The sequence below is a fragment of the Embleya sp. L77 genome, assembly GCF_055557415.1.
Map to the genome: position 1 here is coordinate 1,087,282 of NZ_CM145710.1, position 26,847 is coordinate 1,114,128.

Below are 26,847 nucleotides of genomic sequence, written 5' to 3' on the forward strand. Positions count from 1 at the left end.
CGGTCGCCGGCCCGCCCCGGCGGCAACCACGCGACCGCATTACCGGCCCGAGGTCACACCGCCGATTCGACCGCCGGGGTTCGTGCGTGCGGATCGGCGGCGGCGTGGGTGCGGCGTGGCGCGGCGGCGGCCAGGGCGGTGACCCGGTCGTGCGCCGGGTCGACGTGGGCGTCGCAGTCCGGGCCGAGCAGGGTGCTGCGCAGGATGTGGGTGTCGTTGCGGTCGGCGATCGCGCGCGGGTGTCGGCCCAGGAAGTCCAGGACGCGCACGTGCAGCGTGCTCAGGTACACCGGGTGGTCGGTCCCGGGCGGGTCGGCGTGCACGATGTGCCGGCTGGAGCCGGCCACGGACGACATGCGGGGGCGCGGTTCGCCGGTGAGGGCCAGGTAGGTGAGGATGTCCAGTTCGGGTTCCTGGTACAGCATCAACTCCGGTTCGCCGTCGATCAGGTCGCGCCAGCGGCGGGTGCTGCGGAGTCGACCGGCGAGCAGCTCACCCAGGCCCTCGGGGGTGGGCGGCAGGGCACGCAGGGTCAGCCACAGGGCCGCCGCGGTGGCGCCCAGAGGGGCCTGGTCGAGGCGCGCTTCCTCGCCGAGGCCGTCGGCGGCGCCGAACAACAGCACGCCGCACGCATGCGGGTGCAGGCCACGGCGGTACGGGTCCACCGCCACCGAGTCGCAGTCGGCGATGGCGCGAAGGTGCCGGGCGGTGGGGGTGTCGCGCAGTTCGTCCGCGTCGGCCAGCAGGGTGAAGAATCCGCCGTGGGTGGCGTCCACGTGTACCCGCACGTCGTGCTCGCGGCACAGCGCCAGAATGTCGGCGATGGGATCGACCGCGCCGAGCGTCCCGGTGCCGGCGCCGACCACGACCGTACCGATACGTTCCTTGGCCAGTTGCGTCGCGAGGGCGTCGAGGTCGATCCGGCCGGCCGAGTCGATCCGGACGCAGTGGGCCGGCACGCGCAGCGCGTCGCACATGCGTTCGTGTGCGGGGAAGCCGTCGGCGCCGTGTGCGATGCCGCCCTCCGGATGGGCCTCACGGGCCACCCGCAGGGCCTCCAGGTTGGCGATGGCACCGCCCGAGGTGAGGTGTCCGTACGCGGTGGGCAGCCCGAACATCGCCGCAAGCTCGGCGACGACCTCCTCCGCCAACCCGTCCGAGCCCGGATCGCCGTCGCATTCCCGCCCCTCGGGCCCCACCAGCGTGGCGGCGAGCCGACCGACGAGCGCCGCCCGATGCGGCGGCTCGACCGGGTGTTCGACGCCGGCCGGGTGCGGGGAGGGCCGCCCACCGCGCAGCCGCGCGGCCAGGTCCGCCAGGTGCGGCTCGCCGCGGTCCCCGTCGCCGGCCTGCGCGTCGGCCCACGCGGACCAGGTGTCGAATGCCTCGGTCAGCCGGCGACGGGTGTCCATGGTGTCCCTCCGGATGCGACGGTTGACGAATGCCCCGCGGCTCGACACCCTCGACCCGGGCCCGGTGTCCGCGCCGAGGACGCCTCGTGCGGGATCGGTTCGAGCGGGACGTGGGCGGCCTTACCGTCAGGACAAAACCGGATAATCAGACTTCCCGACCGACTCTCGATCATGCACACCCCCGCCCCGGATGGCCGCCGCCGAGGCCCCTGCCACACCCGAGACGCCGCGTGCGCCCAAGAGCGGACGAGTCGGCAGCGGCGGCAGCGGGGACGGGGGGAGCGGCGTCCGGGGCGGGGGCGCAGCGGCAGCGGCAGCGAACGAGGCGACATCCGGTACCTCGGTCCCGAGGCAGGGGGTGAAGCAGGACTCGAGTCCGGGGTCGAGATCGTCAGTGTGGTGGTCTGCCGCGGTCTCCGGATGCGATGGAATGGAGGGCGACTCCATTCCGCGAGAACGGTTCGTCCCCAACGCGCGGCCGACCCGGCACGCCGACCGGCGCCGCGCGCGTCGACCCCCGACAAGCCCGTCGACCACCCAGCACCGACCACCAGCTAAGGAGACCCGAGAATGGGGTCCGACCACCCTCCGGCGGCCTCGGCATCACCCGGCAAGGTCATCACCCTGCGCCCGAGCGCGGGGACGTACACCCGGCTGCGGCGCAGGATCGTGGACCATTCCGCGTACCGCAACGACCTGCTGCTCGTGCTCGCCTCCACCGTCATGGACTCGCTCGCCTTCGTCACGGCCGCCGAGTTCGACTCGGCCGATGCGACCACGACGGTGCTCGGGTTCCTGCTGACGGTCCTGGGCGCCGCGGTCCTGATCGTGCGTCGCCGGTATCCGATGCAGGTGCTGATCGCCGTGGTGCTGGCCCAGGCGGCCTTCGTGCTGTGTACCGACGCGGCCACGCGCAGCTTCGGCTGCGCGCTGATGGTCGCGTTGTACACCGTGGCCCGGTATCGCCGACCTCTGGAAACCGGCGTCGCCGGGGGCCTGGCGGTGGCGGTTCAGCTGCTGCGGGCGCTCCCCGGCGCCGGCGAGTCGTTCGCCCAGGCGACCGCCTCCGGCCTCGGCGGATCCGCCCTGGTGATCGTCGTCGGCGTCGGCACCGCCAAGTGGCAGCAGCAACTGGCCATCAACCGGCAGTTGCGCGCGGATCGGGCGGTGACCGAGGAGCGCCGCCGGATCGCCCGCGAGTTGCACGACATCGTGGCGCACCACATCACCACGATGTACCTGATGTCGGGAGGCGCCCGGGCAACCCTGGACCGCGATCCGCAGACGGCCCGCGAGGCGCTGTTCACGCTGGAGGCGTCCGGACGCACCGCGCTGAGCGAGATGCGCCAGTTGCTGGGCGTGCTGCGCAGCACCGACGGGCCGGAGGACGCGCCCTCCGAACCCCAACCGGGGATGCCCGAGATCCACCGGCTGATCACCGAGTCCCGAGCGGCCGGCCTGCCGATCGAGTACGAGGAGATCGGCGAGCGGCGGTCGTTGTCGCCCGCGACCGGGCTGACCCTGTACCGGATCGTGCAGGAGGCGCTCACCAACACGCGCAAGCACTCGGGGGCCGCACGGGCGTCCGTGCGGGTGCGGCATCTGCCCGATCGGGTCGTGCTGGAGGTGCTCGACGACGGCGCAGGCGGCTCGGCGGCGCCCAGCGGCATCGCCGGCAGCGGCTACGGCCTGATGGGCATGCGCGAGCGGGTGACCCTGCACGGCGGCACCCTGGAGGCCGGACACCGCCCCGAAGGCGGATTCCGCGTGGTGGCCGACGTGCCCCTGCCGCCGAACGAACCCGCCTGGACCGGCTGACTCCGGGCCCCGGCCCGATCCCGCCCGCCAGGGCCCGCGACCGGGCCGCTGTGCGGGTCGCTCGACACGCTCACGGGCCCTCACCCGTCCTCGCGTCGAGCGCATACAACGCCCCGTCCGCCGTCGCCGCGTACACCATGCGGTCGGCCACCACCGGCTCGGTCTTGATCGCGCCGGTGGCGGTCCGGGTCCACCGGACGGCACCGGTGCCGGCGTCCAGTGCGTACAGATTGCGGTCCTCGCTGCCGGCGTGGACGAGGCCGTCGGACACCGCCAGGGGCGCGCGGACCGGGCCGCCCGGGGTCGTGCTCCAGCGCTCCGCCCCGGTTCGGGCATCCAGCGCGATGATCGTGCCCTCCACGGAAGCGACGTACAACATGCGGTTGTTCGGGGTCAGTCCGGTAACGGTCCTGGTCCCGAGCGCATACTCCCAGGACATCTTTCCCGTGGACGTGTCGAAGGCGCGCAGCACCTCGGGCACGTCCGGATCGGCGCCCGCGTGATAGACGGTGTAGTCGGCGAACGCCACGTGGGCCCACGGGATTCCGGTGGTGTCGGCGGCCCACTCGGGCTCGCCGGTCAGGTGGTGGATCGCATACAGCTGGGGTTTGCCCGAGGCGGTGCGGCCGGTGCAGTACAACCGCCCGCCGGCGACCACGGGAGCCCACGGGCCCGCGCCGCCCGGATCGAACGTCCATACCTTGGCGCCGGTCTGCGCGTCGAGGCCGTACAGGCGACCGTCCCAACCGGCCGCGACCACGACGCCCTTCCAGGTCGCGAGCGGGTCGTTCACCGCGTTGTTCGTGGCGAACTCCCAGTGTTTGCTGCCCGTGCCGGCGTCGAACGCGTAGACCAGCCCGCTGTCGCGACCGCCGACATAGAGCACGCCACCGGTGGCGATGGGGGTGCCGAGCACCTCGCCGGTCGGGTGCTCCCAGCGCTTGCCGCCGGTCGCCGCGTCGAGCGTGTACAGCTTGTCGAGGTGACCGATCACGTGCACCAGGCCGCCGGCGACCAGCGGCCGCTCCAGCAGGCCGTCCGCCTCGAAGGACCAGCGTTGCCGGCCGGTGGCGGTGTCGATCGCGTACACGTGGCGGTCGTCGCTCGTGATGTACGCGGTGTCCGCGACGATCGTGGGCGCGGTGTTGATCGCCTCCCGCGCGGCGAACCGCCATCCGACCCGCTTGGGCGTGGCCGTCGGCGGTCCGGACGAGGCATCAGCAGTCGGTTTACCGGAGTTGCGCGATCGGGGCGATTCCCCTCGCCCGGTGCCGGCACCGGCTCCGCGGTTGTACAGGCTCAGGCCCACCCCGGCGCCCACGACGCCGACGCCGCCCAGGAGCAGGCTGCGGCGACCGATCTGTGGCCGAGCACCGCGGTCGAGCACGACGGTGTCCGTGCCGTCGGCGAACGGCCGCAGCAGGCGCGCCACTTCGGCGGCGTCACGCGGTCGGTCGGCCGGTTTCTTGGCCAGCATGCGCAGCACCACGGCGTCGAGCGCCGCCGGGACCTCCGGGCGCCGCCGACTCGGCGGCTCGGGCGCCGTGCGCAGGTGGGCGTACATCAGCGCCACCGGCTCACTCGTACCGAACGGCTTTTCCCCGGTGAGGAGTTCGTGCAGCACCCAACCGAGCGAGTAGAGGTCGCCGCGGGCGTCGCCGGAGGTGCCGCGCATGCGCTCGGGCGGCATGTAGCCGAGCGTGCCGATCAGTCGGGTCGATTCCCGGGTCGCGGCGGCGTAGCGGGCGATGCCGAAGTCGAGCACCTTGACCGTGCCTTCGGGGGTGAGCATCAGGTTGGCGGGCTTGAGGTCGCGGTGCACGATGCCGGCCCGGTGCGCGGCGTGCAGCGCGACGGCGGCCTGTGCCACCCGGTCGGCGGCCAGCGGGACCGGCGGCGGGCCGTCCTCGCGCAACACCCGGGCCAAGTCCCGGCCTTCGACGTGCTCCATGACCAGGTAGAGCGTGCCGTCGGCGGCGTCCCGTCCGACGTCGTGGACGGTGACGATGCCCGGGTGGTCGACGCCGCCGGCGGTGCGGGCCTCGCGCAGGAACAGTGCGGTGTCGCCGTCGTCCGCACCGGTGCGCAGCAGTTTGACCGCGACCCGACGGTCGATCGTCAGGTCACGGGCGGCCCACACCTCGCCCATGCCGCCGCGGCCGAGCAGTGCGGTCAGTTCGTAGCGCTCGGCCAGGATCCGAACCGTCATCTTCCTGGACTCCCCCGTCCCGTTCCCGATCCACCGACCCGGATCCGGGATTCGGGCCGCATCCTACGGCGACGCGCCGGCGACGAAGGCGCGCAGGTCGGCGGGGTGGGCGCTGTGGGGGTGGGTGCTGTGGGGGTGGGTGCTGTGGGGGCGGGTGCTGTGGGGGCGGGTGCTGTGGGGGCGGGTGCCGAGGGTGGCGCCGAACCGAGCGGGCGCCGGCGAAGTGGGTACCGGCGGGGCGGGTGCCGAGGGTGGCGCCGAACGGCGCGGGCGCGGCCGGCGCGGGTGCCGCGGGTGAATGCGGATGCGAGTGCCGTCGGCGCGGGGGTGCCGTCGGTGTGTGTCGCGCGCCGGTACCCTCCTGGGATCTCGGCGTGTGCGCGAGCGCGCCGGTGACCTGCTCGCCCGCACCCGACCCAGGGAGAACGCACAGTGGACGCTGACGTCATCGTAGTCGGGGCCGGACTCGCCGGCCTGGTGGCCACCCACGAACTCACCGCGCTGGGCCGCAAGGTCGCGCTGGTCGACCAGGAGGGCCCGGCGAACCTGGGTGGGCAGGCGTTCTGGTCGTTCGGCGGGCTGTTCCTGGTCGACTCGCCCGAACAGCGCCGGATGGGCGTGAAGGACTCCTTCGAACTGGCCTGGAGCGACTGGCGCGGCAGCGCCGGGTTCGACCGGCTCGACGACGAGGACTCCTGGGCGGTGCGCTGGGCCCGCGCCTACGTCGAGTTCGCCGCCGGCGAGAAGCGCTCGTGGCTGGCCGGCCACGGCATGCGCTTCCTGCCCACGGTCGGCTGGGCCGAACGCGGCAATCTGCGCGCCGACGGGCACGGCAACTCGGTACCCCGCTTCCACGTCGCATGGGGCACCGGCCCCGGCGTGCTGGAGCCCTTCGTCCGGTCGGCCCGCCGGGCCGCCGCCGACGGACTGCTCACCTTCCACCACCGGCACCGGGTGGACGAGTTGATCGTCGAGGACGGCGCCGCCCGCGGGATCCGCGGCCGGGTCCTGGCCCCGGACTCCGCCCGTAGGGGCGCGCCGAGCAACCGAGACGAGGTCCGCGACTTCGAACTCACCGCGCAGGCACTCGTCCTGACCACCGGCGGGATCGGCGCCGACCACGACCTGATCCGCCGATACTGGCCCGCCCGGCTGGGCACCGCGCCCGCGAGCATGGTCACCGGCGTTCCCGCGTACGTGGACGGGCGCATGCTCGACATCGGCGCCGCGGCCGGTGTCCGGGTGGTCAACCGCGACCGGATGTGGCACTACACCGAGGGCCTGCGCAACTGGGACCCGATCTGGCCCGGCCACGGCATCCGGATCCTGCCCGGCCCGTCCTCGATGTGGTTCGACGCGCTCGGACGCCGACTGCCCGCACCGTGCCTGCCCGGCTACGACACCCTGGCCACGCTTCGACACCTGCGCACCACCGAGGACCTCGCGGGCCACGACCACTCCTGGTTCATCCTCACCCAGCGGATCATCGAAAAGGAGTTCGCGCTCTCCGGTTCCGAACAGAACCCCGACATCACCGCCAAGGACCGGGTCGGCTTCCTGCGCACCCGCCTGATCGGCAAGGGCGCACCCGCCCCCGTGGAGGCCTTCAAGCGGCACGGCGCGGACTTCGTCGTCGCCGACACCCTGGACGAACTCGTCGCCGGCATGAACCGCTCGACCGCCGAGCCGCTCCTGGACCCGGCGCTGATCCGCCGTCAGATCGAGGCCCGCGACCTGCAGATCGCCAACCCGTACGGCAAGGACGCGCAGATCCAGGGCATCCACAACGCCCGCCGCTACCTGGGCGATCGGCTCGGCCGAGCCGCCGCGCCGCACCGCATCCTGGACCCGGCGGCCGGCCCGTTGATCGGCGTCAAGCTGCACATCCTCACCCGCAAGACGCTCGGCGGCATCCAGACCGACCTCGACGCGCGCGCCCTCGGCCTCGACGGACGGCCCATCGAGGGCCTGTACGCGGCGGGCGAGGTGGCCGGCTTCGGTGGCGGCGGCGTACACGGCTACAACGCCCTCGAAGGCACCTTCCTGGGCGGCTGCCTGTTCGGCGGCCGCCTCGCCGGCCGCGCCGCAGCCCGCGCAACCGGCAACTAGGCCGCGTCCGGCGGACCTTGGCGGGGGCCGCGGCGGCATGCACCGCTTCCCGTCCGCGGCGCGGGCCGGGCCACCGCACGGGTCGGCGGCGCCCGGCGCGGCGGATGCGCATGCCCCGATGCCGACGCTGGTTCAGGAACGCCGCGACGGGGCCGTCGCGTTGGCAGACCGCCAGGACCGGGTCCTCGGCCCCCTCGGCGGCGCCGCCGAATCCTTCGGGCTCCTCGTATGCGCCCGAGCGGGGCAGGGTGTCTTCGGCGCTCTCCTCGCCCCGCCGCACTCTCGCTGCCGACCCTCACCTTCCCCGACCCATGTGAGCGCAGCGCGACCTTGGCGCCCCGGAAAGGCGGGGGCTACCACGCCCCGTACAAGGGCGTGGCCGACTTCCGGCCCACCCGCGACTCTTGCGGCTGATGGCACCGTGCCTGTTTGGGTCCGATCGACGAGCGATGAGGTCGGCGTGCCGCACCGAGTGCGCCGAGGTGGGATTCTCCGCTCATCGCGCGGGACGGAGTCGTGGCCTCGATGTCGGGGCTGCTGCGACTTGGGAAGGCTTGGCAAATGCCCCGCCTCGGGCAGGGGTTCGGGGCATTTGGCGGAGGGCGGCGGGGCCCAATGCACAGCGAGGCTTGGGCAGGGCGATACGTATTATGATCTGATTACTTAGAGTTGTCGAACATATACTCGCGGTACACGATGCAGGTCACTGGGTATGCCCCGATCGACGTCAGTGTGCGCTTCGTGCCGGTTGCGGGGCGTGCCCGAGGTGTGGGTGGGTCCATCGGAACGGGGCCGCTCACCTCGGCCATCGTGTGTACGTTCCGCCTGGCGTGAAATGGGGGGCGTCCATGGCTACATGGGACGACCTGATCGCACATCTGCAAGCTGTTCCCGAGGGCGTGTACGAGGGCTGGGACGCCCGGAATGGATACGACAACCACACCAAGTGGGGTCGGGAGTTCGGCGAGGACGGCGTTGCGTGGTGCGTCATCTTCGACTGGTGCATGTACAACGACGTCGGTCTCGCTCACATCGTGCCGAAGGTGGACAACGTGTCCGCGTTTGCCGACTGGGCGCGGGCGCGCGGCCAGTGGTCGGAGTATCCGAGTTGGGGGGCGTGGGTCGACTTCGGCAATGGGGCGCACACCGAGATCGTGGTGCGCTTCGACGACGTGCACGTGTACACGAAGGGCGGCAATACGATCCCGACCGGCGGCGACGCGGGTCAGGGCAACGGCGTGTACTCGCACACGTTCCGCCGCACCGACCCGAGGGTGACCGGCTACCTCGCACCCTGCTTTCCCGACGGATGCCCACCGACGGCGGATCCGCACGACCCGCGCAGCGGCGCACCGAGCAGCGGCAGGCCCACGGTCACCCTCGCGAACGTGATCGACTCGGCCCGGCTCGACCCGCCCGCGGCACAGGGGGCCGCGGCGCACCGCACCGATGTCCTGCTGGTCGAACAGGCGCTTCAGGCCGAGGGATTGCTCGCGTCCGGTCTGGTCGACGGGTCCTACGGCACCGCGACGATCCGGGCGTACGCGGCTTACCAACGTCGTCTGGGCTTCTCCGGTACCGACGCCAACGGCATACCGGGCCAGACCTCCCTGACCCGCCTCGGCAACCAACACGGCTTCCGAGTGCGCTGACCCCCGAAACGTGACGGCCGACGAACGGAAGTGACCTCCGGGGACACGAACCCTGTGGGGCTGAGGTGTGTGTGAGGCGTCGAACCCTATGGGTCGATCGAACCCGGCGGAATCAGGCTCTGCGGGATCAGACCCTCTGGGATCGAGACGTGTGGGATCGAACGCTATGGCGATCGGACCGGTTCCGACAACCGGACCCGGTCCGATCGCCACACCACCTCCCACCGCTCGCCGCCACCGCCACCGCCACCGCCACCGCCAAGCCACTGCCACCCACCCTCCAATCGCCCCGTCGAGGCCCGCCCCCTGTCGTCACGGCCGGAGGGAGTGGAACCCACGCGCCGCCGACGCAACCGTTTTCCGGGCCGAGCACGGGTCGGAGGATCAGGCGTGGGTCTCGGTCACGAGTCCTACCACTGAATCGCGGGGCGCTGGCTCCCGGTCTACTACCGCATCCCGCTCGTGGGAGGTCGGATCCCGACCAGGTGCTGCGCCGACTCGACGCCGACCTGCGCACCGCGAAGTCGATGACACCCGAGATGCTTTCCGACCGCCCCGACTCCGTCGCCTCGTCTCGGTACGCGCGTGCCTTCGGTGGTTGGACCGTGGTGTTGGAGGACGACTGCCGCCACAACGTGGGAGCCGATGCGGCGGCGGCGCTGTTCGGCGTGCACGGAACTCAAGTCGGAGCGCGCCGACTTCCTCGTACAGCACGGCTTCGGCCACGCCGGCGACGGCGACGTGTGGACGGGGTTCGAGGCGGCCGAGCCGGACTTGCGATACGAGACCTCCGCCCGACCACCTCGTCCCGGCGCGTACGTGCTCCTTCGGCGGTTGGGCCGTGGTCTTGGAGGACGACTGCCGCCACAGCCTCGAAGTGGACGATGCGGCGGCGCTGTCGGCGGGCACGCAACTGGCCACGGCGTGCACCGACTTCCTCGCCCACAACGGCCGGACACGTTTGCGATACGACGGCGGCCCTCGCGCGATCGGCTCGTCTCGGTGCGTGCGTGCCACGGCGGTTGGGCGCTCGTGCTGGAGGGCAGTTGCCGCCACAACGCGGGAGTGGAGGCGGCGGGGGCGCTGTCGACTTGCACGGACTGGCCTCGGTGCACGGCGACTTCGTCGCGCGCCAGGGCTTCGGTTACGTCGTGGACGGCGACGTGTGGACGGGGTTCGACGCGGTCGAGCCGGACTTGCGATATGGCACTCGGCTGCCCGAGCACCTTGTGGACGCAATGCGTCGGGTCGGCCTCGATCTCGACTCCGACTCGCTTCCCGGCTTCGACAACCCGTCGTTCGACGACCCGGCGCTCGGCGGTCGCGCATTCGAGGACCCCTCGTTCGACGGCCCGGCGTTCAACGACCCCGTGCTCGCCGAGGCCGACGCCGACGCCGACGCCCCGCATACGTCGAGCACGCGGCGGCGATGGTGGTTGCCCCTGTCCAGGAGGTGGCCCGCGTACGCCTGGCCTCCGGATGCCGATCGGCCCCCGCGCACCGCCGTGGCCCGTATCCGGATGCCTGGCGGGGAGGGGCCGGCTCATCGGGGTCCGCTGGGTTCGGTGCTTGACCTGGAGCGCGCTCCAGGTTGTTGACTCCCGTTCCGGGCCCGACACGACGGGCCGAACGGGAGGGAAGACCCATGAAGTACCGCACCATAGGCACCGATCCGGCCACCCGCCGCACCGTGAGCGTGCTCGCTCTCGGCGCGATGCTCTTCGGTACCCGGACGGACGAGAAGACCTCCTTCGCGGTGTTGGACCGCTATGTCGAGGCCGGTGGCACCTTCATCGACACCTCCGACAACTATGCCTTCTGGGAGGACGGCGGCGTGGGTGGCCAGAGCGAGGCGCTGCTCGGGCGGTGGCGGCGCAGCCGTGGCGTCGGCGACGAGATCGTGATCGCCACCAAGTTGGGTGCGGCCCCGCTGGCGCCGGGCACCGGCTACCTCGACAACCCCGAGGGCCTGTCCGCGAAGGCGATCCGCGAGGCCGCCGAGCGCAGCCGCGAACGTCTCGGGATGGACCGGCTCGACCTGCTCTACGCGCACATCGAGGACCGGACCGTGCCGCTGGGCGAAACCGTCGAGGGCTTCGGTGAGTTGGTACGGGAGGGCACCGTCGGGCTGCTGGGTGTGAGCAACCACGCGATGTGGCGGGTGGAGCGGGCAAGGGCGCTGGCTGCGGCGGCCGAGTTGCCCGGCTACGAGGTGTTGCAGTACCAGCACAGCCACTTGCGGCCGCGCTACGACATGCCCGACGCGCTGTTCGAGGACGGCAGTCTGGGGCACGCCGGTCCCGATCTGCTGAGCTACCTGCGGGCCGAGCCCGACCTGACCCTGGTCGCCTATTCGCCGCTGCTGGGCGGCGCGTACGGGCGCGCGGACAAGCCGCTGCCGCCGGACTACGACCACCCGGGCACGCCCGCGCGGCTGGCGGTTCTGCGCGAGGTCGCGCAGGAGACCGGAGCCACGGTGAACCAGGTGGTGCTGGCCTGGCAGATGGGCGGGGCGTTCCCGATCATCCCGCTCGTCGGCGCCTCCTCGGTCGAACAACTGGAGGAGAACCTGGCCGCGGTTGACCTGGAACTGACCCGCGACCAACGCACCCGACTGGACGCGGCCCGCTAGGCCGACGGGCCCCGACACCACCGGCACCGGCACGGCAACGGGCCCGTCAGCACGGCCACCGCCACCTCGAAAACCGGCACCGCCGCCCTTACCGGAACCGCCACCAACGGCACAACACCTCCCACCCGAGCCCGTCGCCACCGCCGGCACCACCGGACCAGTCACCGCCACCGCCGCTGCCGCGCGACCGGACCCGTCACCACCGCCGCCACCGGAACCGGAAGCGCACAGCCGCCACCGCCCCCATCGGACACGACAACACTTCGCCACCCGAGCCCGTCGCCTCCCCGGCGCCGGGCAGGCCGGGCACGCCGGGCGACCTAGGCTCGGTCCGGCTGAGGGGGATCCATGCCGGATCCGTCACCATCGCCACCTACGAAACCGAAACTGGATCCGTCGCCACCACCGCCCCACCGGACGCGCCAACATCTGCCCACCCAGCCCGTCGCCACCACCGCCACCTCCGCCGTGCCACCGCCCCAGGAACCGGCACGGGCACCACCCCACCGGACGCGGCAACCCCCACCCAGCTCCTCGCCACCGCCACCTCCGCCGCACCACCGTCACGGCCTCCGCAACCATCGCCACCGTCCCCGACCGGACGCGGCAACATCTCCCCACCTCAGTCCGTCGCCACCGCCCCCGCGGCACTTCCGCCGCGCCACCGCCCCCGGAACCAGCGCGGGCACCACCACCGCCGCCCCACCCGACGCGCCAACATCTCCCACCCCAGCCCGTCACCCCACCGCCACCTCCGCCGCGCCACCGGCACCACCACCCCACCCGCCCCAGCCCCAGCCCCCTCATCGGCCTCCTTATCGCGGTCGAACCCGTGCCCGACTGGTCGGTGTGTACGAAGACGCGGGCGGGATTTCAGTCGCTCGGACGGATCCGCCCCGGCGTCGACTGCCTACTGTGTGGTCCCATGACGCAATCAGCCGCTCTGCCGTCCGGGACCCACGACCTCGTGTTGCGAGGTGGTCGCGTGCTCGACCCCGAAACCGGGTTCGACGCGGTGGCCGATGTGGGGGTGACCGCCGGCGCGATCAGTGCCGTTTCCCGGGAGCCACTGACCGGCCTGCGGACGTTGGACGCGCGCGGGCTGGTGGTCGCTCCGGGCTTCATCGACATGCACAGCCATTCGCACGACGTGGCCGGCCACCGCCTCCAGGCCATGGACGGCGTCACCACCGCGCTCGACCTCGAAGCCGGCCTGTCGCCGGTCGACGAGGGCTACCGGCAGGCCGGAACCGAGGGCCGACCGCTCAACTACGGCTTCTCCGCGTCCTGGTGCCAGGCCCGGATGACGGCCGTCGGCGGGTTTCCGCACGGCGGAGGCATCGGCGTCGCGCTCGGCCAACTCGGCGCACCGGCGTGGCAGCGCGAGGCGGACGACCGCCAGGTGGACGAGTTGCTCGAACTGCTGCGCCAGGACCTCGCCGCCGGTGCGCTCGGCATCGGGATCGTGGTCGGCTACGCACCGCGGGTCAAGCCCGAGGAGTACCTCGCCGTCTCGCAGTTGGCCGCCGGCGCAGGCCGCCCGACGTACACGCACGCCCGGAACCTGGTGGAGCAGGACGAGAACACGCTCGTCGACGGCGCCGAGGAGATCGCCCGTGCGGCGGCGGAGACCGGTGTGCACGCGCACTTCTGCCACGTCCAGTCCACCTCGCTCCGGCACACCGACCGGGTGATGCGGCTGATGGACACCGTGCGCACCGAAGGCGGCCGGGTCTCCACCGAGGTCTACCCCTACGGCGCCGGGATGACGGCCATCGGCGCGGCCTTCCTCGCCCCCGAGCACCTCGGCTGGGCCGGCATCACGCCCGGCGACATCGTCTACGCCCCCACCGGCGAACGCCCGGCCGACGCCGCGCGGCTGCGCGAGTTGCGCGCGCAGGACCCGGGCGGCCTGGCCATCGTGCACTTCCTGGACGAGACCGACCCGCACGATCGCGCGTTCGTGGACCGGGCCCTGCTCAACCCGGGCAGCGTGATCGGCTCCGACGCGATGCCGTTGACCTGGACGAACGGGCCGGCCGACCCGATGGCGTGGCCACTGCCGCCGAGCGCGATGACCCACCCCCGCACCTCGGGCACCTTCTCGAAGGTGCTGCGCCGCTACGTACGCGAGCAGGGCGCGCTCACCCTCATGGACGCGATCGCGCGCAGCAGCTTCGGGCCCGCGCAGATCCTCCAGGAGAGCGTGCCCGCGATGCGCCGCAAGGGCCGCGTGCAGGCGGGGTGCGATGCCGACTTGATCGTCTTCGACCCCGACACGGTCACCGACCAGGCCACCTACGAACACAGCACGCGCCCGTCCACCGGATACGCGCACGTCCTGGTCGGCGGTGTACCCGTCGTCCAGGACGGCATCCTGTGCCTCGACGCCCTCCCGGGCACCCCGGTCCGCGTCTGACACCCCCGGCCGCGGAGCGCACGGGCAGCCCCGACGGGGCGCAGCCGACCACCACGTACGCCCCGCGGCCGGGTCCGTCCGCGCCACGACCCTGCCCGGGTCGCTCCGTCCCCTCCGCCCCGCAACGCCCCCGAGCTTCGCGCCCGACGCTGGCCCAGCGCTGAACACCCGCCCCAGGCCCCGCACTTCGCACCCGCCCCGCCCCGACGCGACCCACGTGCCTACCTGCGCCCCCGCAACCCGCGCCCAACCCGTCCCCACGCGCAGCACGTACCGATCCGTCCCCCGCACTCCGCACCCACCCCCACCACGTACCCGCCCAGGCCCCCACCACCTACGGACACCACCCCCACCCCACGTACCTGAACACCCACCCCCCGAACACCCGCCCCCGCCCTACGTCCCCGCCCCGGACTCCGCGTCGAGGGGCAGTGTGAGGTGGACGCGGAAGCCGCCTTCCGGGCGTTCGCCGGCGGAGAGGGTGCCGCCGAGGATCTTGGCTCGCTCGTGCATGCCGATCAGGCCGTGACCGGTGCCCGTGCCGACCCGTGGTCGGGCCGCGTCGCGCCCTGGGCCGTCGTTGGCGATGCTGACGGACAGCCGGTCCGACAGGTGCCGTATCCGGACGTCGGCGCGCGGCGTCCCGGCGTGCTTGACCACGTTCGTCAGCGCCTCCTGGACGATCCGGTAGACGCACAGTTCCAAACCGGGGGCCAGGTGCCTCGGTGCGCCCTCCGTGGTCAGGTCGACCGTGACGCCGACCGCGCTCATCCGCTCGGCCAGATCCGCGAGCCGATCCAGCCCCGGCATCGGATCGGCTGCGCCATCGACACCGCCGTCACCGCCGACACCGCCGCCGCCGCCGAGACCATCGATGTCGCCGACACCGTCGGCCCGTTGACCCTCGCCCCCGCCGTCCTCGTCGAAGTCGACCCGGAGCAGCGACAACAACCGCCGCATCTCGTCCAACGCGTCCCGCCCCGCGTCCCCGATGACGTCCAGGGCGGCGCGCGCCGCGCGAGGGTCGGAGTCGAAGACGTAGGAGGCCAGGCCCACCTGCACGGTGATCACCGACATGTGGTGCGCCACCACGTCGTGCAGTTCCCGGGCGATCCGTACCCGCTCGTCGACGATCGCGCGCCGGGCCCGTTCCTCCTGCTCGCGTTCCAGGCGCGCGGTGAGCAGGACCAGTTGGCGGTTGCGCTGCGCGAGTCTGCGCACGGCGTCGCCGATCACCACCGCAACGACCGGGACCAGTACGGCCTGGGCGAGTACCAGCGCCGTCCCCAGCCGACCCCGCATGCCGCTGAAGGCGACGACCGCGGCGACGAACACGGCTCCCATGGCCGCGCTCCGCGGTGGTCGCTGACCGGCCAGGGTCACCAGCGCGATCACCGGCGCCCAGAAGTTCAACGAGGGTTGGTAGCCGGCGGCCAGGTACACGGTGTACATCGACCCCGACGCGATCAGCACCGGTACGGGAGCGCGCCGGCGCATCCCGAGCGGCAGGCTCAGCGCACAGGTGAGCAGATACGCGGTCGCGTCGAAACGCACCCAGCCGTCCGGGTGGAACTGCTGCCCCGCCACACAACCGCCGGCGGCCATCGCCACCGCCAGGAGCGCGTCGACCACCCACGGATCCGGGCGCCGGATCAGGGCCCGGACGTGGGCGCGCCCGGGCCCCTTCCGGCGCGAGCCGCGCGGCCTATCGCGGAACACTGGGCCTCCGGCTCCGCCGCCCGGTGGGCGGTACCCGTTCGTTCATGTCCTACCGGCGATGGTCGACGGAAGCCGAGAGGGATCTCCGCAGATCCCGGCAGTCCGAACCGAGCCCCCGTCCCCCGAGTCGCGTCTACGTTCCACCACACGCATCGCGCCACCGTCTCCCGTCGACCACCCCGCGCCGCCGCTCGGCGTCCTTCGACGTCGACCGGCCGAGAGCAACGCTATGAATCCGGCGCCGGTTCGACATTCCCTCGTCGGATGAGAATCGCGTCGAACTCCGGCGGTACATGCCGCGCCGACTCCACCCACCGCGGTATGCGGCGCCCGCCGCGCGGCCGGGCCCACCCACCGACAAGTCGCCGCGCGACACGGCCTCTCGTCACCCGACGGCCCGTCCCCGCCGCCACTCAACCCGTAGCCACTCAGTCCGTGGCCACTCAGACCGCCGCCACTCAGCCCGCAGCCACTCAGCCCGTCCCCGCTCAGCCCGCAGCCGCGATCCGTTGCAGCCACCCGTGCGGGTGGCTGGTGACGCCGTACAGCTCCAGGTCACGGCGGGTGGTGAAGGCGCCACCCTGTTCGCCGGCCAGCCAGTCGGCGACGGCGGGCAGCACGCCGCCGGGCATGCCGGGCGGGCACAGGTCCGGGTCGTCGACGATGCCGTCCTCGACGACGAAGAACCCGCCCTCCGGGACCAGATGGGCGAAGTTGCGCAGTGCGGCGGTGGTCGTGGCGTATTCGTGCAGGGTGTCCTCGACCACCAGGCAGCGCGCACCGGGCGGGATCAGGTCCGCGACGCGGTCGGCGAGTCTCGGGTCGGTGACGTCGCCGGCGACGAGGGTGATCTCCCGTTCGAAGGCCGGATCGGCGGCACGCAGCAGGCCGGCGGCGCGATCCTGATCGAGGTCCACCGAGATCACCCGGATCGCCTCCGGCACGCGCCCGTAGCCGGCCTGGGTGCGCAGCCGGTCGCGAAACCACAGGGCCGAGCCGCCCAGGTGGGTGCCCAGTTCCACCACCACCTGCGCGCGTGAGGACCACAACACGTGCTCGAACACGCGCAGGTCCTCGGGAAACTTCTTGATCCGCAGCCCGGCGTACCAATCGCGGACGTGTTGCCGGCCGCGCGCTCGCCGGTATTCCAGAAGCGTCGCCTCGTGGTCGGCGGTGACGGTCGGCGGCAGTTGCGCGACCTCGGTGTGATCGGTGATGGTGATCCTCTCCTGTCCCGGTGTCTCGACGGGTCGGGCCACGGGCGGGCCGCGCACGGCTCGACCCGCTTTCCATTGAAGAGGTGGATCTCCGATCCGGGCAGCCTTTTACTGATCGTTTCACCGTAATTGGAGCAGTCGACGCCTCACCGTACGGAATCAGTCCGGCAGGATCGAGCGGTACCAGTCGATCTTGCCGCGCAGGTGCCCCTGTTGGGTGCGCAGCAGCGCGATCTGCTGTTCGACGGCGGTGTCGTGCTTCTCCAGCAGGGCGATGCGCTCGGCCAGGGATTCCTTGTCCCCCGTGCGCGCCAGTTCGGCATAGCGGAGCATGTCCGCGATCGGCATGCCGGTGTCCCGCAGACAGCGCAGGATGCCGAGCCACTGGAGGTCGTCCTCGGTGAAACGGCGGTGGCCGCTGGGCGCTCGGTCCACGTCCGCCAGCAGGCCGATGCGTTCGTAGTAGCGCAGGGTGTCCAGGCTGAAACCGGATCGTTCCGCCGTCTCGGCCGGGGTCAGGTAGCGCGTCGCGGTGGTCATGACCGCATTGTGCCCGCAGTCCGCACCACCCCGCGCCCCCTTGCGGGCACCCGGTCGGCGTGCCGGCCCCGGATGTCGATCCGGGCCGTGGGCGGTTGACCCTGACACCGTGTCAGGCGCTGTGCTGGGTCGCATGATCGCCTACAACGGCTCCGGGCCGTACTGCTACACCCATTGCCTGTGCATGATGCTCGGCTCGTACGCGCCGGCTCCGGCCGTGGTCGAGACCCTCACCGGCTCGCCGTTCGGGATGCAACTCGTCGCCGGCGAAACGCCGTTCTTCGACCCGTTCGGCTGGGATCCGGAAATCGGTCTGGACGCCGCGATCGCCGCGCTGGGCTGGACCTGCGAGCGCGAGTGCGGCGGCTCCGCGGACGAGGCGCCGGATCGGTTGCGAGCCGCCTGCGCGTGGGGTCCGGTCCTGGCCGGGCCGCTGGACCTGGGACTGCTGACGTATCGGCCCGGCACGCCGGCGGCGGGCGGCGGCGACCACTACGTGGTGGTCCTGGCCGCCGACGAGGACACCGTGCTCCTGCACGATCCGCAGGGGCATCCCTACGCCCGGCTGCCCATCCGAGAGTTCATCACCGCGTGGCGCGGCGCGTCGATCGCCTACCTGGACGCGCCGTACGTGCTGCGCACCCGGTTCACCCGGGTCCGCGAGGTCGCCGCCGCCGATGCGTTGCGCGAGTCGCTGCCCGCCGCCGTGCGCTGGCTCGACGGCCGGCAGGACCTGCCGGTACCGCCGGGCACGCTCGGCGGCGCGGACGCCCTGGCGGCCCTGGCCGACACGGTCTCGCACGGGCTCGCCCCGGACGTGCGTGCCCTGTTGGCGGCCTTCGGTATCCGGGTCGGCGCCCGCAGGCTGAACGACGCGGCCGACTGCCTGGCCGAGCTGGGCCTCGACCGGGCGGCGCGGGTGGCCGCCCGGCAGGCCGCGTCGGTCGGAGCGCTGCAATATCCCCTGGTGGTCGACGACGACGCGGCACTGGCCGCCGGGCTGCGTCGCCTCGCCCCCACCTACGCGGAACTTCGCGGGGAACTCGCGTCCGCGCTGACTGACTGACGACCCGTCATGACCCTTCGCCGGCACGCACGTTCCGCGTCGGCGGCGGACCGGTCACGATCCGCCCGGCCCACTCGCGGCGCATCGGCGGCCCGGTCCGGATCACGACCGGCCCGGGCCCCACCGGGTCCCACGTCACGGGGACTTGCTGTAACCCAGCGCCTCGACGATGCGTCCGTCGCGGATCTGCATCAGGTTGACGCCCGCCACCCACGCTGAGTCGGCATGTGCGTCGCCGAACACCTCGTTGACCTCGCCGGCGCCGAAGGACACGTGCCACTTGATCACCGCGCGGTCCCCGAAGACGTACACGTCCTGCGGCTGGAAGCTGGTGCCGGTGTCCGCCGCCAGGTCCTGCCAGAACCCGAGGCATGCGTCCAGGCCCTCGTACCGCGTGCCCTCGGGCGCCGGTTGCACGCTCACCATCACGCAGTCCTCGGCGACCAGACCGACCAGCAGCGCCGGGTCGTGCGTGGTGAACGCGTCGTTGAACCGCGCGATGACCTCGGCGGTCGTCAGGGTGGCGGTGGCCGTGGTGGTGGTGTTCTCCGACATGGCGTGGCTCCTGTTGTACTCGGTGTGAACTCGGCGGAACGTTGTGCGCGCTCGCGAACTCCCGGAACACTGTCCGGCCCGGCCCACTCGCGGCCCGGCCTCCGTGCCGGCCGACTCGCGTCCCGTTGTCCGTACGGCCCGACCCGCGGCCCGAACTCCGCGCCGCCCGACCGGCGGCGGCTCGTGGGAACAATCCTGGGCCCGTCGCGCAGTCCGAACAATTCCCCGGAGGGAATGACCGAGCCCCCGGCTGCGGCGGCGTCGGAGCCGCCGAACCTGAGCCCCGCCGCCCCCGGGACCGGCCCACCCTTGACCATCAAAACCGATCACCATATGGTTTTTACCGATCACCATATGGTTTTTGCTCCGGGCCGGGTCAGCGCGGACATCGACGAACGCCCGCTGCGCGAGATCTACCTGCGCGCCTTCGAACGCGTCGTCCGCCGTGCCAAGCCCTGGGCGGTGATGTGCGCCTACAACGGCATCAACGGCGTCACCCTGTCGGCGAACACCCGACTGCTCACCGACATCCTGCGCACCGAGTGGGGCTTCGAGGGCCTGGTGATGTCCGACTGGGGCGCCGTGCGCGACCGGGTCTCCGCGTTGCGCGCCGGACTCGACCTGGAGATGCCGCCCAACGGCGGCCGCACCGACCGCGAAGTGGTCGCCGCCGTCACCGCCGGCGAACTGGACGAGGCCGTGCTCGACCGGGCCGTCGAGCGACTCGTGCACTTCGCCCACCGGGCCGCGCGACGGCTCGGCCGCACCGTACGAGGAACACCACCGCCTCGCCGGCGAAGTCGCCGACAACGGCATCGTGCTGCTGCGCAACGAGGGCCCGCTGCTGCCGCCGGACCCCGCCTCGGGCACCGTCGCGGTGATCGGCGAACTCGCCCGCACCCCGCGCTTCCAGGGCGGCGGCAGCTCCCAGGTCACCCCCACCCGGGTCGAGATCCCGCTCGACCACATCCGCGAACTCGCCGACGGCGCCCGGGTCGAGTTCGCGCCCGGCTACCCGCTCGCCGACGGGCCCGAACCCGACGCCGACCCGACCGAGGCCGCCGACCGGGCCGTACGCCCGGCCGCCGCGAGCGACACCGTCGTGCTCTTCCTCGGCCTCGCCCAACAGGACGAATCCGAGGGGTTCGACCGCGATCACATCGACCTGCCCGCCGACCAACTCGCCCTGCTCGACCGCGTCCTGGCGGTCAACGGGCGGGTGGCGGTGGTGCTCTCCAACGGCGGCATCGTGCGCACCGCGCCCTGGCACGACCGGGTGCCCGCGCTCGTCGAGGGCTTCCTGCTCGGCCAGGCCGGCGGCGGCGCCCTCGCCCGGGTGCTCTTCGGCGCGGTCAACCCCTCCGGCAAGCTCGCCGAGACCGTCCCGCTGCGCCTGGAGGACTCCCCCAGTTTCCTGACCTTCCCCGGCGCGGAGGGCCATGTGCGGTACGGCGAGGGGGTGTTCGTCGGCTACCGGGGCTACGACGCCGCCCGCCTGGACGTCGCCTTCCCGTTCGGACACGGCCTGTCCTACACCACCTTCGCCTACCGCGACCTGGCGGTGACCACCACCGACGACGGCGCCGCGATCGCGGTACGGGTGACCGTGGCCAACACCGGCGAGCGGGCCGGCCGCGAGGTGGTGCAGGTCTACTCCGCGGCGCCCGCCCACTCGGTTGCGGAACGCCCGGTCCGCGAATTGCGCGGGTTCGCCTCGTTCCGACTGGAGCCGGGCGAGAGCCGCGAGGTGCCGGTCGAGTTCCCCCGCGCCGACCTGGCCTACTTCAGCGTGCGCGAGGACCGTTGGCGCGTCGAGGGCGGCACCTACCGGATCGAGGCCGCCGCGTCCTCGCGGGACGTGCGCCTCGCCGCCGAACTGGCGGTCGCCGCCGACGCCGACGCCGTCGAACTGGACGCGCGCAACACACTGGGCGAGTGGCTGGCCCACCCGGTCGGCGGCCCGCTGCTGCTGGAGCGGCCGGCCCGGTCGAACGCCGGTCTGACCAGCCGGCAGGCGGACGACGCGACGTTGCGGCGGGCGGCGCACAACGTCCCGCTGGAGGTGGTCGCCGACTTCGCCGGCGGCCTGATCGGCCGGGACAAGCCGGCGGCGCTCGCCGACAGGGTCGCCGAGGCGACGGGCTGAGTCGTCACCCGGTTGCGCCCGGCGGGCGGGGCTTCCACCCGGATCCCCCGCCCGCCGGGCGCACGCGGACCCGGCCTCAGTCGCCGGTCGCCGGCAGCGGCTGCGGCTGCGGCTGCGACTGCGGCTCCAGCAGGGTCAGCATGTCCTTGACCGCCTGCTCCATGTCGATCGAGCGGTCGTTCAACCACTGCAACTGGATGCCGTCCGCGATCGCGATCAACAACACCGCGAGCCGCTCCGGCGGAATCGCGCTCGCGATGGCGCCGTCCCGAATCCGCTGCTCCATCACGTTCAGCACCGACTGCCGCGCCCGCGGATACCGCTCGGCGAAGAACGCGTGCGCCGGATGCTCGGGGTCGCTGCCCGCCGCGGCCATCGACACGTACAGCTCGATCAAGCCCGCCGCACGCGCGCCCGCCCGGACCATCTCCAGATGCGGATCGGGCCCCTCGTAGCCCTCCCACAACCGGCGGTTCTCCTCGTCGCGGGCCCGGAGCACCTGGGTGAGCAGGTCCTCCTTGGACGCGAAGTAGTGCATCAGGCCGGGCAGGCTCAGGTTGCAGCGCGCCGCGACCTTGCGCAGCGACGTACCCCGGTAGCCCTCCTCCGCGAAGACCTCCAGGGCGACCCGCAGGATCTCGCGCCGCTTCGCCTCGCCCTTCTCGTACGGGCCCCGTTTCGCCATGCCGGCCACCCTAATGCGCGCTCCCGAGCCTGCCGGCGCGGCCGGGCCGCGGGGGACACAGGGCCGCGGCACGCCGGTGGTGGGAGTGACACAAAGGCAGTCGATCGGATGGTGTGCCGGCATACGCCGTTGCGGCCGACGGCGGGGGCTCGTTGATCCGTCATGACCACATCCGCGTCGCTCGACGAGGCATTGGGCACACTCGCCACGGCAATCGAGGACATCCTCGACCTCCTCGCCCCCTCCGCCACACCCGAGCCCGTGCCGGAGCCGGCGCCCGCTCGCCCCCGCACCGACCCCGACGGCCCCGGGCAGGCCGTACCGGTACTGCACCTGGACCCCGGAATCGACCCGGACGCCCTCGTCCAAGCCCTCCGACACGCCCTGCAGCAGTAACCCGCGGACACCGACATCGCGCCCGCGTTTGGCGAACCCGCGACATTCACACGGCATTTGATGGCGCCGGCGGACGAACTCCCGACCGTCACCGCCCCCAAGCCGCCGACGGCCCCACCGAGGCGCAAAATCCCCGTGCCGAGGCGCCGAGTTCGCACACACCGGCGATGCCCGCACGGCGGCAGCCCCCGGTCGCGCACGCGCATGGTCCGCACCCCGGTCGCGCTCGCGCAGCGGCTGCGCCGCGAGTCGCGCACGCACATGGCCGCGCGGGACGGCACCTCGCCGCCCGGTCAGCCGAAAAGCGTCGACGAGGCCGCGGCCTGCCTCGACGGCTCGGGTTCGGGGCGTGCGGCCGCGAGCAGGAACGCCACCCCGAAGGCCACGTAGCAGGACGAGCGCAGCAGTTCGAAGCCGGTCAGGTGCCATTCCTGACCGGGCAGGTGCGGTACGGACCAGACCAGGAAACTCGGGAAGACGATCAACCCCGCGGACAACAGCGTCTCGCTCCGCGAGTGTGGGCCCCGCGCTCTCGCCCACAGCAGGATCGCGATCGGCACACACCACACCCAGTGGTGACTCCAGGAGATCGGACTGGCGAGCAGCCCGGCCACCGCCGCCGCGGGCAGCCCCCACGCGTCCCCGCGCCGACGGTGGGCGAGCACGGCGCACAGCATGCCGAGCACCCCCACCGCGACGATGGTCGCCGTCCCGCCGATGCCGGGGTCGAACAACCGGGTCACCCGGGTGAGCAGTCCGCGCACCGACTGATTGGCGGCGTTCTCCACCCGCCCGACCCGCTCGGGGTCGAACACCAGGTCGGTCCAGAATCGCCGGGTGGCCCCGGGCAGGATCACGGCCGAGAACAGCACGGTCCCGGCCGCGGTGCCGATGGCCGTGAGCGCCTCCCGGCGGCGTCCGGTGAGCAGCAGATAAACGATGAAGACCGCCGGGGTGACCTTGATGCCGGCCACCAGTCCCAGACCCACCCCGCGCGGCCGCGCGCCGGCCGGCCGGGTGAAGTCCCACAACACCACGGCCAGCACCGCGAGGTTGACCTGCCCGTAGCGCATCGTGGTGAACACCGGCTCGAACCAGATGGCGAAGGTGGTCGCGGCCGGAACCACCCAGGGGCCCAGGCAGCGCCCGTCCGGGTCCACCAAGCGCATCGAGAGCCGGACCACGACCGCCACGAGCAGCAGGTTCGCGGCCACCGCCAGCCCGAGCAGCAGGTCCTCGGGCAGGTAGGTCAGCGGGACGAACAACAGCGCGGCGAACGGCGGATAGGTCGCCCTGAGCCCGTGCGGCGCGTCGAGCGGGCCGTACAGGTCGATCCCGTCGCGCACCGCCAGCCCCTCCGCGCGGTAGACCACCAGGTCGACCATCGAGGGGTGGCTGAGGTGGCGGACGAGCAGGTACACGCCGATCGACGCGGCGCAGGCGAGCGTCCACAGGCACATCCGGCGCGCCTCGGGCGATCCGGCCGGCGCGTCGCCGAGCGGGCCCCGTCGCCGCACGCGGGATCGGCCGCCGAACCCGGTGGGGCGTCTCATACGACGACGCTAACCCGCGCTTCGGCCCGTTCCCGGCGCTTGTGGTGCGGCCATCAAGGTGGTGTCGGGCGCTCGGCCGGCACCGCCCGTCGGACCGGCGGCGTCCGGGGCGGCCCGCGGCGCCGCGTATGGATCGCCTGTCGCCGAGCCATCGGCGGTCGACATGCGCCGTTCGGTGGACAACGGCCGTGACCGACCAGCACACACGATCGACCAGCCGATCATCCGACCGTCCCGGCGAGCCGTGCTCGGTGTCCTGGCCGCCGCCCCGCTCGCCGGCCGGATCCCCGACGAGCTGCGGCCCGGCGGGCCCTACGACCGGCCCGTCGCCGAACTCGCCGCCCGGGACCGGGTTTCGGGACCGTGCTCCTGGTCCACCACGGCCGACCAATCCTGCTCCACTCGCACGGGACGGCCGACCGGGCCGGCGCCCCCGCGACCGGCACCCTGACACGCCGTCCTGCGGCAAACGGGTGAGGGTCGGCGTCCCCGGGCCGGCCGTGTTGTTCCCTGGTAGGGCACCACCCCCCGCGCACGACGTACCGAACACGCGCACGCCCTGCGCTCCTTCGCTCCTTCGCTCATCCGCCCAGGAGGCCCCCGTGAGCATCGCCCCCGGCAAGTTGTCCGAACCGGCGGTCGGCGCGTTCGTCGCCGCCGTCAACGCGCGCGACAAGGACGCCTTCGCCGCGCTCCTGACCCCCGACGCGACGATGTCCGACGACGGTTCGGACCGCGACCCGCAGGACTGGGCGGATCGGGAGATCTTCTCCTCCAACGGCCACATGGAGGTGGTGACCGAATCCGACGGCGGACGCACCCTGATCGTGGGCTACCGCAACGACACGTGGGGCGAGATGCGCACCACCTGGCGCTTCACCGTCACCCCCGACGGACAGATCAGCCGCTTCGAAACGGGCCAGGCGTAGGTCTTCGACCGCAGAGTGGCCCCGAGCATCGCGTCCGCCGCGCTGTGCGAACTGCCGCTCGCCGCGTTCCCGGCCACCCGCGCCCGCCGGTCGCTGCGCTACACGCTGCGGGCGCACTAGTACCGACTCGGTCTGCCGGGCGAACCGCCTCCGCTGTGCCGCCTCCCGCTGTTCGGCCTGCCGAGCCCCGACGACCGGCAGGAGTAGCGCCGCCGCACGCCCCGGGCCGATCGGCCGCGCGCGGGCGCGGCGAATCGGAACGGTCGGGAAACCGCGTCCAGGCATCGCTGTCATGCCTTCGGGCCGGCCCGACCGGCGGCCGAGCCGGGCGGCCCGACGGAACAGTCCCTCCGCCTCCTCGGCAATCTGTCCGCCGCGCCCCCGGCCCGAGCCTGACGCCGACCGCGATCCGACGGCGGGTCAACCGAGTTCGCGGAACCAGCGGACCACGGCGGCGGTGCCCGGACGGTTGGAGTCCGAGTGCGTCACGTCGGGCCCGAAGCGGGTCACCCGGACATCCGTTCCGGACGCGCGCAACGCTGCCCGACAATGCGCCGTGTTCGCGGGTGCGGCCTCCCGGTCGTCGACCGCCACGTACAACCGCACCGGCACTCGCGGACGCCAGTCGGTGCACACCGAGTCGGTCTCCCGCAGCGCGGCCGCGAACGCGCCGGTGGGTCGCTCCAGGAGGTCCCGACCGGGCCCGGTGAGCAGGCCGTCGATGTTCGCCGGGGTCCGCTCCAGGATCTCTCCGGGCCGGTGCGAGCCGTCCAACAGGCCCTCGATGGTGTCCGCGTAGGGGGACCGGAAGACGTCGGCCGGTCGGTCGTAGACGTGATGCAGCCGGTTGTAGGAGACCAGGAGCAGGCTCGCGTAGATCACGCTCGCCTTGTCGTCCAGGTCGCCGCGCAGCAGCGCGGGCAGTTCGGCTCGGCGGAAGTCGTAGGCACCGCTGATCGGGGCGATCGCGCCGACCCGGAACCATGGGTCCGCGCCGGACTGGAGTGCCCGGGCCAGGCCGAGCGCGGCGGAGGCGCCCTGGGAGAACCCGCTCACGTACACCTCCCGGGCCAGGCTGCGCCCCTGCCCGGCGGCGAACCGCCGGGCCGCGCGCAGCAGATCCAGCGAGGCGGTGGTCTCCGACGGGATGTCCATCCACGGATGTGCACCCGGTCCCTCGCCCTGGCCGAGGTAGTCGGGCATCGTGGCGGCGAAGCCGGCCGAGGCCAGGGTCAGCGCCGGCGCGATGCCCCACGTGTCGTCCGCGGTCGACGGCGCGTCGGCCCGGTACAGCTCGGTGCCGTGCGTGAACGACACCGCGCGCAGCCGCCGTTCGTCGTTCACCGGGAGTGCGAGCAGGCCGGTGGCGGTGGTCGGCCGACCGGTCGCGTCGATCGTGCGATAGACCAGCCGGTACAGCCGCACGTCGTCGCGGACCGTACCGACGTCCCAACCGTCGCGCCCGAGTTCGTCCCGGGCCTGCCCGGCGGTCACGGTCCGCAGCGGCACCGCCTCCACGAGCGCGCCGCGATCGCGGCCCTCGTCGGCCGCGGCGGGCGGCGGGGTCGGGGCGTCGGCCCGGGCCGTCGCGGCGACGGGCACGGTGAGCACACCCGCCAGGGCGAGCGCCACCGTGAACCGGCGGGCGATCGCGCCGGCAATGATGGTCGGGGCACCCCGGAGGGGTGCCGTACGGGTGTTCCTGCCTGGGGTGTCGAACCCTCGTGTATCCATGCCTCGACGCTAGGGATCGGGGGCGCCGGCCGACATCCGGGCACCGGGGGGACCCG

General features: G+C 72.9%; 19 protein-coding genes and 1 pseudogene. 11 read left to right on the plus strand and 9 right to left on the minus strand.

Annotation, left to right across the window (positions count from 1 at the left end):
* Positions 1-53: 53 nt before the first annotated feature.
* On the minus strand, positions 54-1,412 hold the full coding sequence (locus ACZOOI_RS34835; RefSeq protein ID WP_465283561.1) for an aminotransferase class I/II-fold pyridoxal phosphate-dependent enzyme: 1,359 nt from the start codon (positions 1,410-1,412) through the stop codon (positions 54-56).
* A gap of 570 nt (positions 1,413-1,982) precedes the next feature.
* Between ACZOOI_RS34835 and ACZOOI_RS34840 the strand changes: the two genes are divergently transcribed.
* Positions 1,983-3,230 (plus strand): sensor histidine kinase, encoded by a 1,248-nt coding sequence (locus tag ACZOOI_RS34840; protein ID WP_465283562.1) that lies wholly within the window; start codon positions 1,983-1,985, stop codon positions 3,228-3,230.
* Positions 3,231-3,300: 70 nt separating this feature from the next.
* Here the strand turns inward: ACZOOI_RS34840 and ACZOOI_RS34845 are convergent, their stop codons facing one another.
* Positions 3,301-5,439, minus strand: coding sequence for an outer membrane protein assembly factor BamB family protein (locus tag ACZOOI_RS34845; RefSeq protein WP_465283563.1), 2,139 nt, complete (start codon positions 5,437-5,439; stop codon positions 3,301-3,303).
* A 432-nt stretch (positions 5,440-5,871) separates the two neighbouring features.
* Here ACZOOI_RS34845 and ACZOOI_RS34850 point away from each other — a divergent pair, with 432 nt between their 5' ends.
* The 5 genes from ACZOOI_RS34850 (at position 5,872) to ACZOOI_RS34870 (ending at position 14,251) form a co-directional block, all read left to right on the plus strand.
* Positions 5,872-7,548 (plus strand): FAD-binding dehydrogenase, encoded by a 1,677-nt coding sequence (locus ACZOOI_RS34850; RefSeq protein WP_465283564.1) that lies wholly within the window; start codon positions 5,872-5,874, stop codon positions 7,546-7,548.
* A gap of 848 nt (positions 7,549-8,396) precedes the next feature.
* On the plus strand, positions 8,397-9,200 hold the full coding sequence (locus tag ACZOOI_RS34855; protein ID WP_465283565.1) for a peptidoglycan-binding domain-containing protein: 804 nt from the start codon (positions 8,397-8,399) through the stop codon (positions 9,198-9,200).
* 1,091 nt (positions 9,201-10,291) lie between these two features.
* Entirely contained in the window at positions 10,292-10,798 is a 507-nt protein-coding gene (locus ACZOOI_RS34860; protein WP_465283566.1) for a DUF6461 domain-containing protein, read from the plus strand.
* A gap of 47 nt (positions 10,799-10,845) precedes the next feature.
* Positions 10,846-11,832 carry an aldo/keto reductase gene (locus ACZOOI_RS34865; RefSeq protein ID WP_465283567.1) on the plus strand — a complete coding sequence of 329 codons (987 nt, stop codon included), beginning with the start codon at positions 10,846-10,848 and terminating at the stop codon, positions 11,830-11,832.
* 925 nt (positions 11,833-12,757) lie between these two features.
* Complete coding sequence (locus tag ACZOOI_RS34870; RefSeq protein WP_465283568.1) at positions 12,758-14,251, plus strand: amidohydrolase family protein; 1,494 nt, start codon at positions 12,758-12,760, stop codon at positions 14,249-14,251.
* A gap of 396 nt (positions 14,252-14,647) precedes the next feature.
* Here the strand turns inward: ACZOOI_RS34870 and ACZOOI_RS34875 are convergent, their stop codons facing one another.
* The 3 genes from ACZOOI_RS34875 to ACZOOI_RS34885 form a co-directional block, all read right to left on the minus strand.
* Positions 14,648-15,883 (minus strand): sensor histidine kinase, encoded by a 1,236-nt coding sequence (locus ACZOOI_RS34875; protein ID WP_465283569.1) that lies wholly within the window; start codon positions 15,881-15,883, stop codon positions 14,648-14,650.
* A gap of 575 nt (positions 15,884-16,458) precedes the next feature.
* Positions 16,459-17,244 carry a CmcI family methyltransferase gene (locus ACZOOI_RS34880; protein ID WP_465283570.1) on the minus strand — a complete coding sequence of 262 codons (786 nt, stop codon included), beginning with the start codon at positions 17,242-17,244 and terminating at the stop codon, positions 16,459-16,461.
* 102 nt (positions 17,245-17,346) lie between these two features.
* Positions 17,347-17,727, minus strand: coding sequence for a MerR family transcriptional regulator (locus tag ACZOOI_RS34885; protein WP_465283571.1), 381 nt, complete (start codon positions 17,725-17,727; stop codon positions 17,347-17,349).
* Between the two features lie 133 nt (positions 17,728-17,860).
* Between ACZOOI_RS34885 and ACZOOI_RS34890 the strand changes: the two genes are divergently transcribed.
* The gene (locus ACZOOI_RS34890; protein ID WP_465284102.1) at positions 17,861-18,793 is read left to right on the plus strand and encodes a hypothetical protein; all 933 of its coding nucleotides are present in this window, start codon (positions 17,861-17,863) and stop codon (positions 18,791-18,793) included.
* Positions 18,794-18,928: 135 nt separating this feature from the next.
* On the opposite strand, the gene ACZOOI_RS34895 is transcribed toward ACZOOI_RS34890, so the two are convergent.
* Positions 18,929-19,348, minus strand: coding sequence for a nuclear transport factor 2 family protein (locus tag ACZOOI_RS34895; protein WP_465283572.1), 420 nt, complete (start codon positions 19,346-19,348; stop codon positions 18,929-18,931).
* Between the two features lie 354 nt (positions 19,349-19,702).
* On the opposite strand from ACZOOI_RS34895, the pseudogene ACZOOI_RS34900 reads away from it, so the two are divergent.
* Both ACZOOI_RS34900 and ACZOOI_RS34905 read left to right on the plus strand, forming a co-directional pair.
* Positions 19,703-20,017: pseudogene (locus ACZOOI_RS34900) on the plus strand (glycoside hydrolase family 3 N-terminal domain-containing protein); the annotation flags it as partial.
* A 148-nt stretch (positions 20,018-20,165) separates the two neighbouring features.
* Complete coding sequence (locus tag ACZOOI_RS34905) at positions 20,166-21,494, plus strand: glycoside hydrolase family 3 C-terminal domain-containing protein (protein ID WP_465283573.1); 1,329 nt, start codon at positions 20,166-20,168, stop codon at positions 21,492-21,494.
* Between the two features lie 76 nt (positions 21,495-21,570).
* Here the strand turns inward: ACZOOI_RS34905 and ACZOOI_RS34910 are convergent, their stop codons facing one another.
* Positions 21,571-22,179, minus strand: coding sequence for a TetR/AcrR family transcriptional regulator (locus ACZOOI_RS34910; RefSeq protein ID WP_465283574.1), 609 nt, complete (start codon positions 22,177-22,179; stop codon positions 21,571-21,573).
* A 162-nt stretch (positions 22,180-22,341) separates the two neighbouring features.
* Here ACZOOI_RS34910 and ACZOOI_RS34915 point away from each other — a divergent pair, with 162 nt between their 5' ends.
* The gene (locus tag ACZOOI_RS34915) at positions 22,342-22,575 is read left to right on the plus strand and encodes a hypothetical protein (RefSeq protein WP_465283575.1); all 234 of its coding nucleotides are present in this window, start codon (positions 22,342-22,344) and stop codon (positions 22,573-22,575) included.
* 293 nt (positions 22,576-22,868) lie between these two features.
* Here ACZOOI_RS34915 and ACZOOI_RS34920 read toward each other — a convergent pair whose 3' ends face one another.
* Positions 22,869-24,128 carry a glycosyltransferase 87 family protein gene (locus ACZOOI_RS34920; protein WP_465283576.1) on the minus strand — a complete coding sequence of 420 codons (1,260 nt, stop codon included), beginning with the start codon at positions 24,126-24,128 and terminating at the stop codon, positions 22,869-22,871.
* Positions 24,129-24,730: 602 nt separating this feature from the next.
* Here ACZOOI_RS34920 and ACZOOI_RS34925 point away from each other — a divergent pair.
* The gene (locus ACZOOI_RS34925) at positions 24,731-25,057 is read left to right on the plus strand and encodes a Cif family virulence factor (protein ID WP_465283577.1); all 327 of its coding nucleotides are present in this window, start codon (positions 24,731-24,733) and stop codon (positions 25,055-25,057) included.
* A gap of 420 nt (positions 25,058-25,477) precedes the next feature.
* Here ACZOOI_RS34925 and ACZOOI_RS34930 read toward each other — a convergent pair whose 3' ends face one another.
* Positions 25,478-26,791 carry an alpha/beta hydrolase family protein gene (locus ACZOOI_RS34930; protein ID WP_465283578.1) on the minus strand — a complete coding sequence of 438 codons (1,314 nt, stop codon included), beginning with the start codon at positions 26,789-26,791 and terminating at the stop codon, positions 25,478-25,480.
* Positions 26,792-26,847: the final 56 nt, after the last annotated feature.

Coding starts and splice junctions, on each gene's coding strand:
- ACZOOI_RS34835 (WP_465283561.1), bottom strand. CDS start 1,412: ATGGACACCCGTCGCCGGCTGACCGAGGCATTCGACACCTGGTCCGCG.
- ACZOOI_RS34840 (WP_465283562.1), top strand. CDS start 1,983: ATGGGGTCCGACCACCCTCCGGCGGCCTCGGCATCACCCGGCAAGGTC.
- ACZOOI_RS34845 (WP_465283563.1), bottom strand. CDS start 5,439: ATGACGGTTCGGATCCTGGCCGAGCGCTACGAACTGACCGCACTGCTC.
- ACZOOI_RS34855 (WP_465283565.1), top strand. CDS start 8,397: ATGGCTACATGGGACGACCTGATCGCACATCTGCAAGCTGTTCCCGAG.
- ACZOOI_RS34865 (WP_465283567.1), top strand. CDS start 10,846: ATGAAGTACCGCACCATAGGCACCGATCCGGCCACCCGCCGCACCGTG.
- ACZOOI_RS34870 (WP_465283568.1), top strand. CDS start 12,758: ATGACGCAATCAGCCGCTCTGCCGTCCGGGACCCACGACCTCGTGTTG.
- ACZOOI_RS34885 (WP_465283571.1), bottom strand. CDS start 17,727: ATGACCACCGCGACGCGCTACCTGACCCCGGCCGAGACGGCGGAACGA.
- ACZOOI_RS34890 (WP_465284102.1), top strand. CDS start 17,861: ATGATCGCCTACAACGGCTCCGGGCCGTACTGCTACACCCATTGCCTG.
- ACZOOI_RS34895 (WP_465283572.1), bottom strand. CDS start 19,348: ATGTCGGAGAACACCACCACCACGGCCACCGCCACCCTGACGACCGCC.
- ACZOOI_RS34910 (WP_465283574.1), bottom strand. CDS start 22,179: ATGGCGAAACGGGGCCCGTACGAGAAGGGCGAGGCGAAGCGGCGCGAG.
- ACZOOI_RS34915 (WP_465283575.1), top strand. CDS start 22,342: ATGACCACATCCGCGTCGCTCGACGAGGCATTGGGCACACTCGCCACG.
- ACZOOI_RS34920 (WP_465283576.1), bottom strand. CDS start 24,128: ATGAGACGCCCCACCGGGTTCGGCGGCCGATCCCGCGTGCGGCGACGG.
- ACZOOI_RS34930 (WP_465283578.1), bottom strand. CDS start 26,791: ATGGATACACGAGGGTTCGACACCCCAGGCAGGAACACCCGTACGGCA.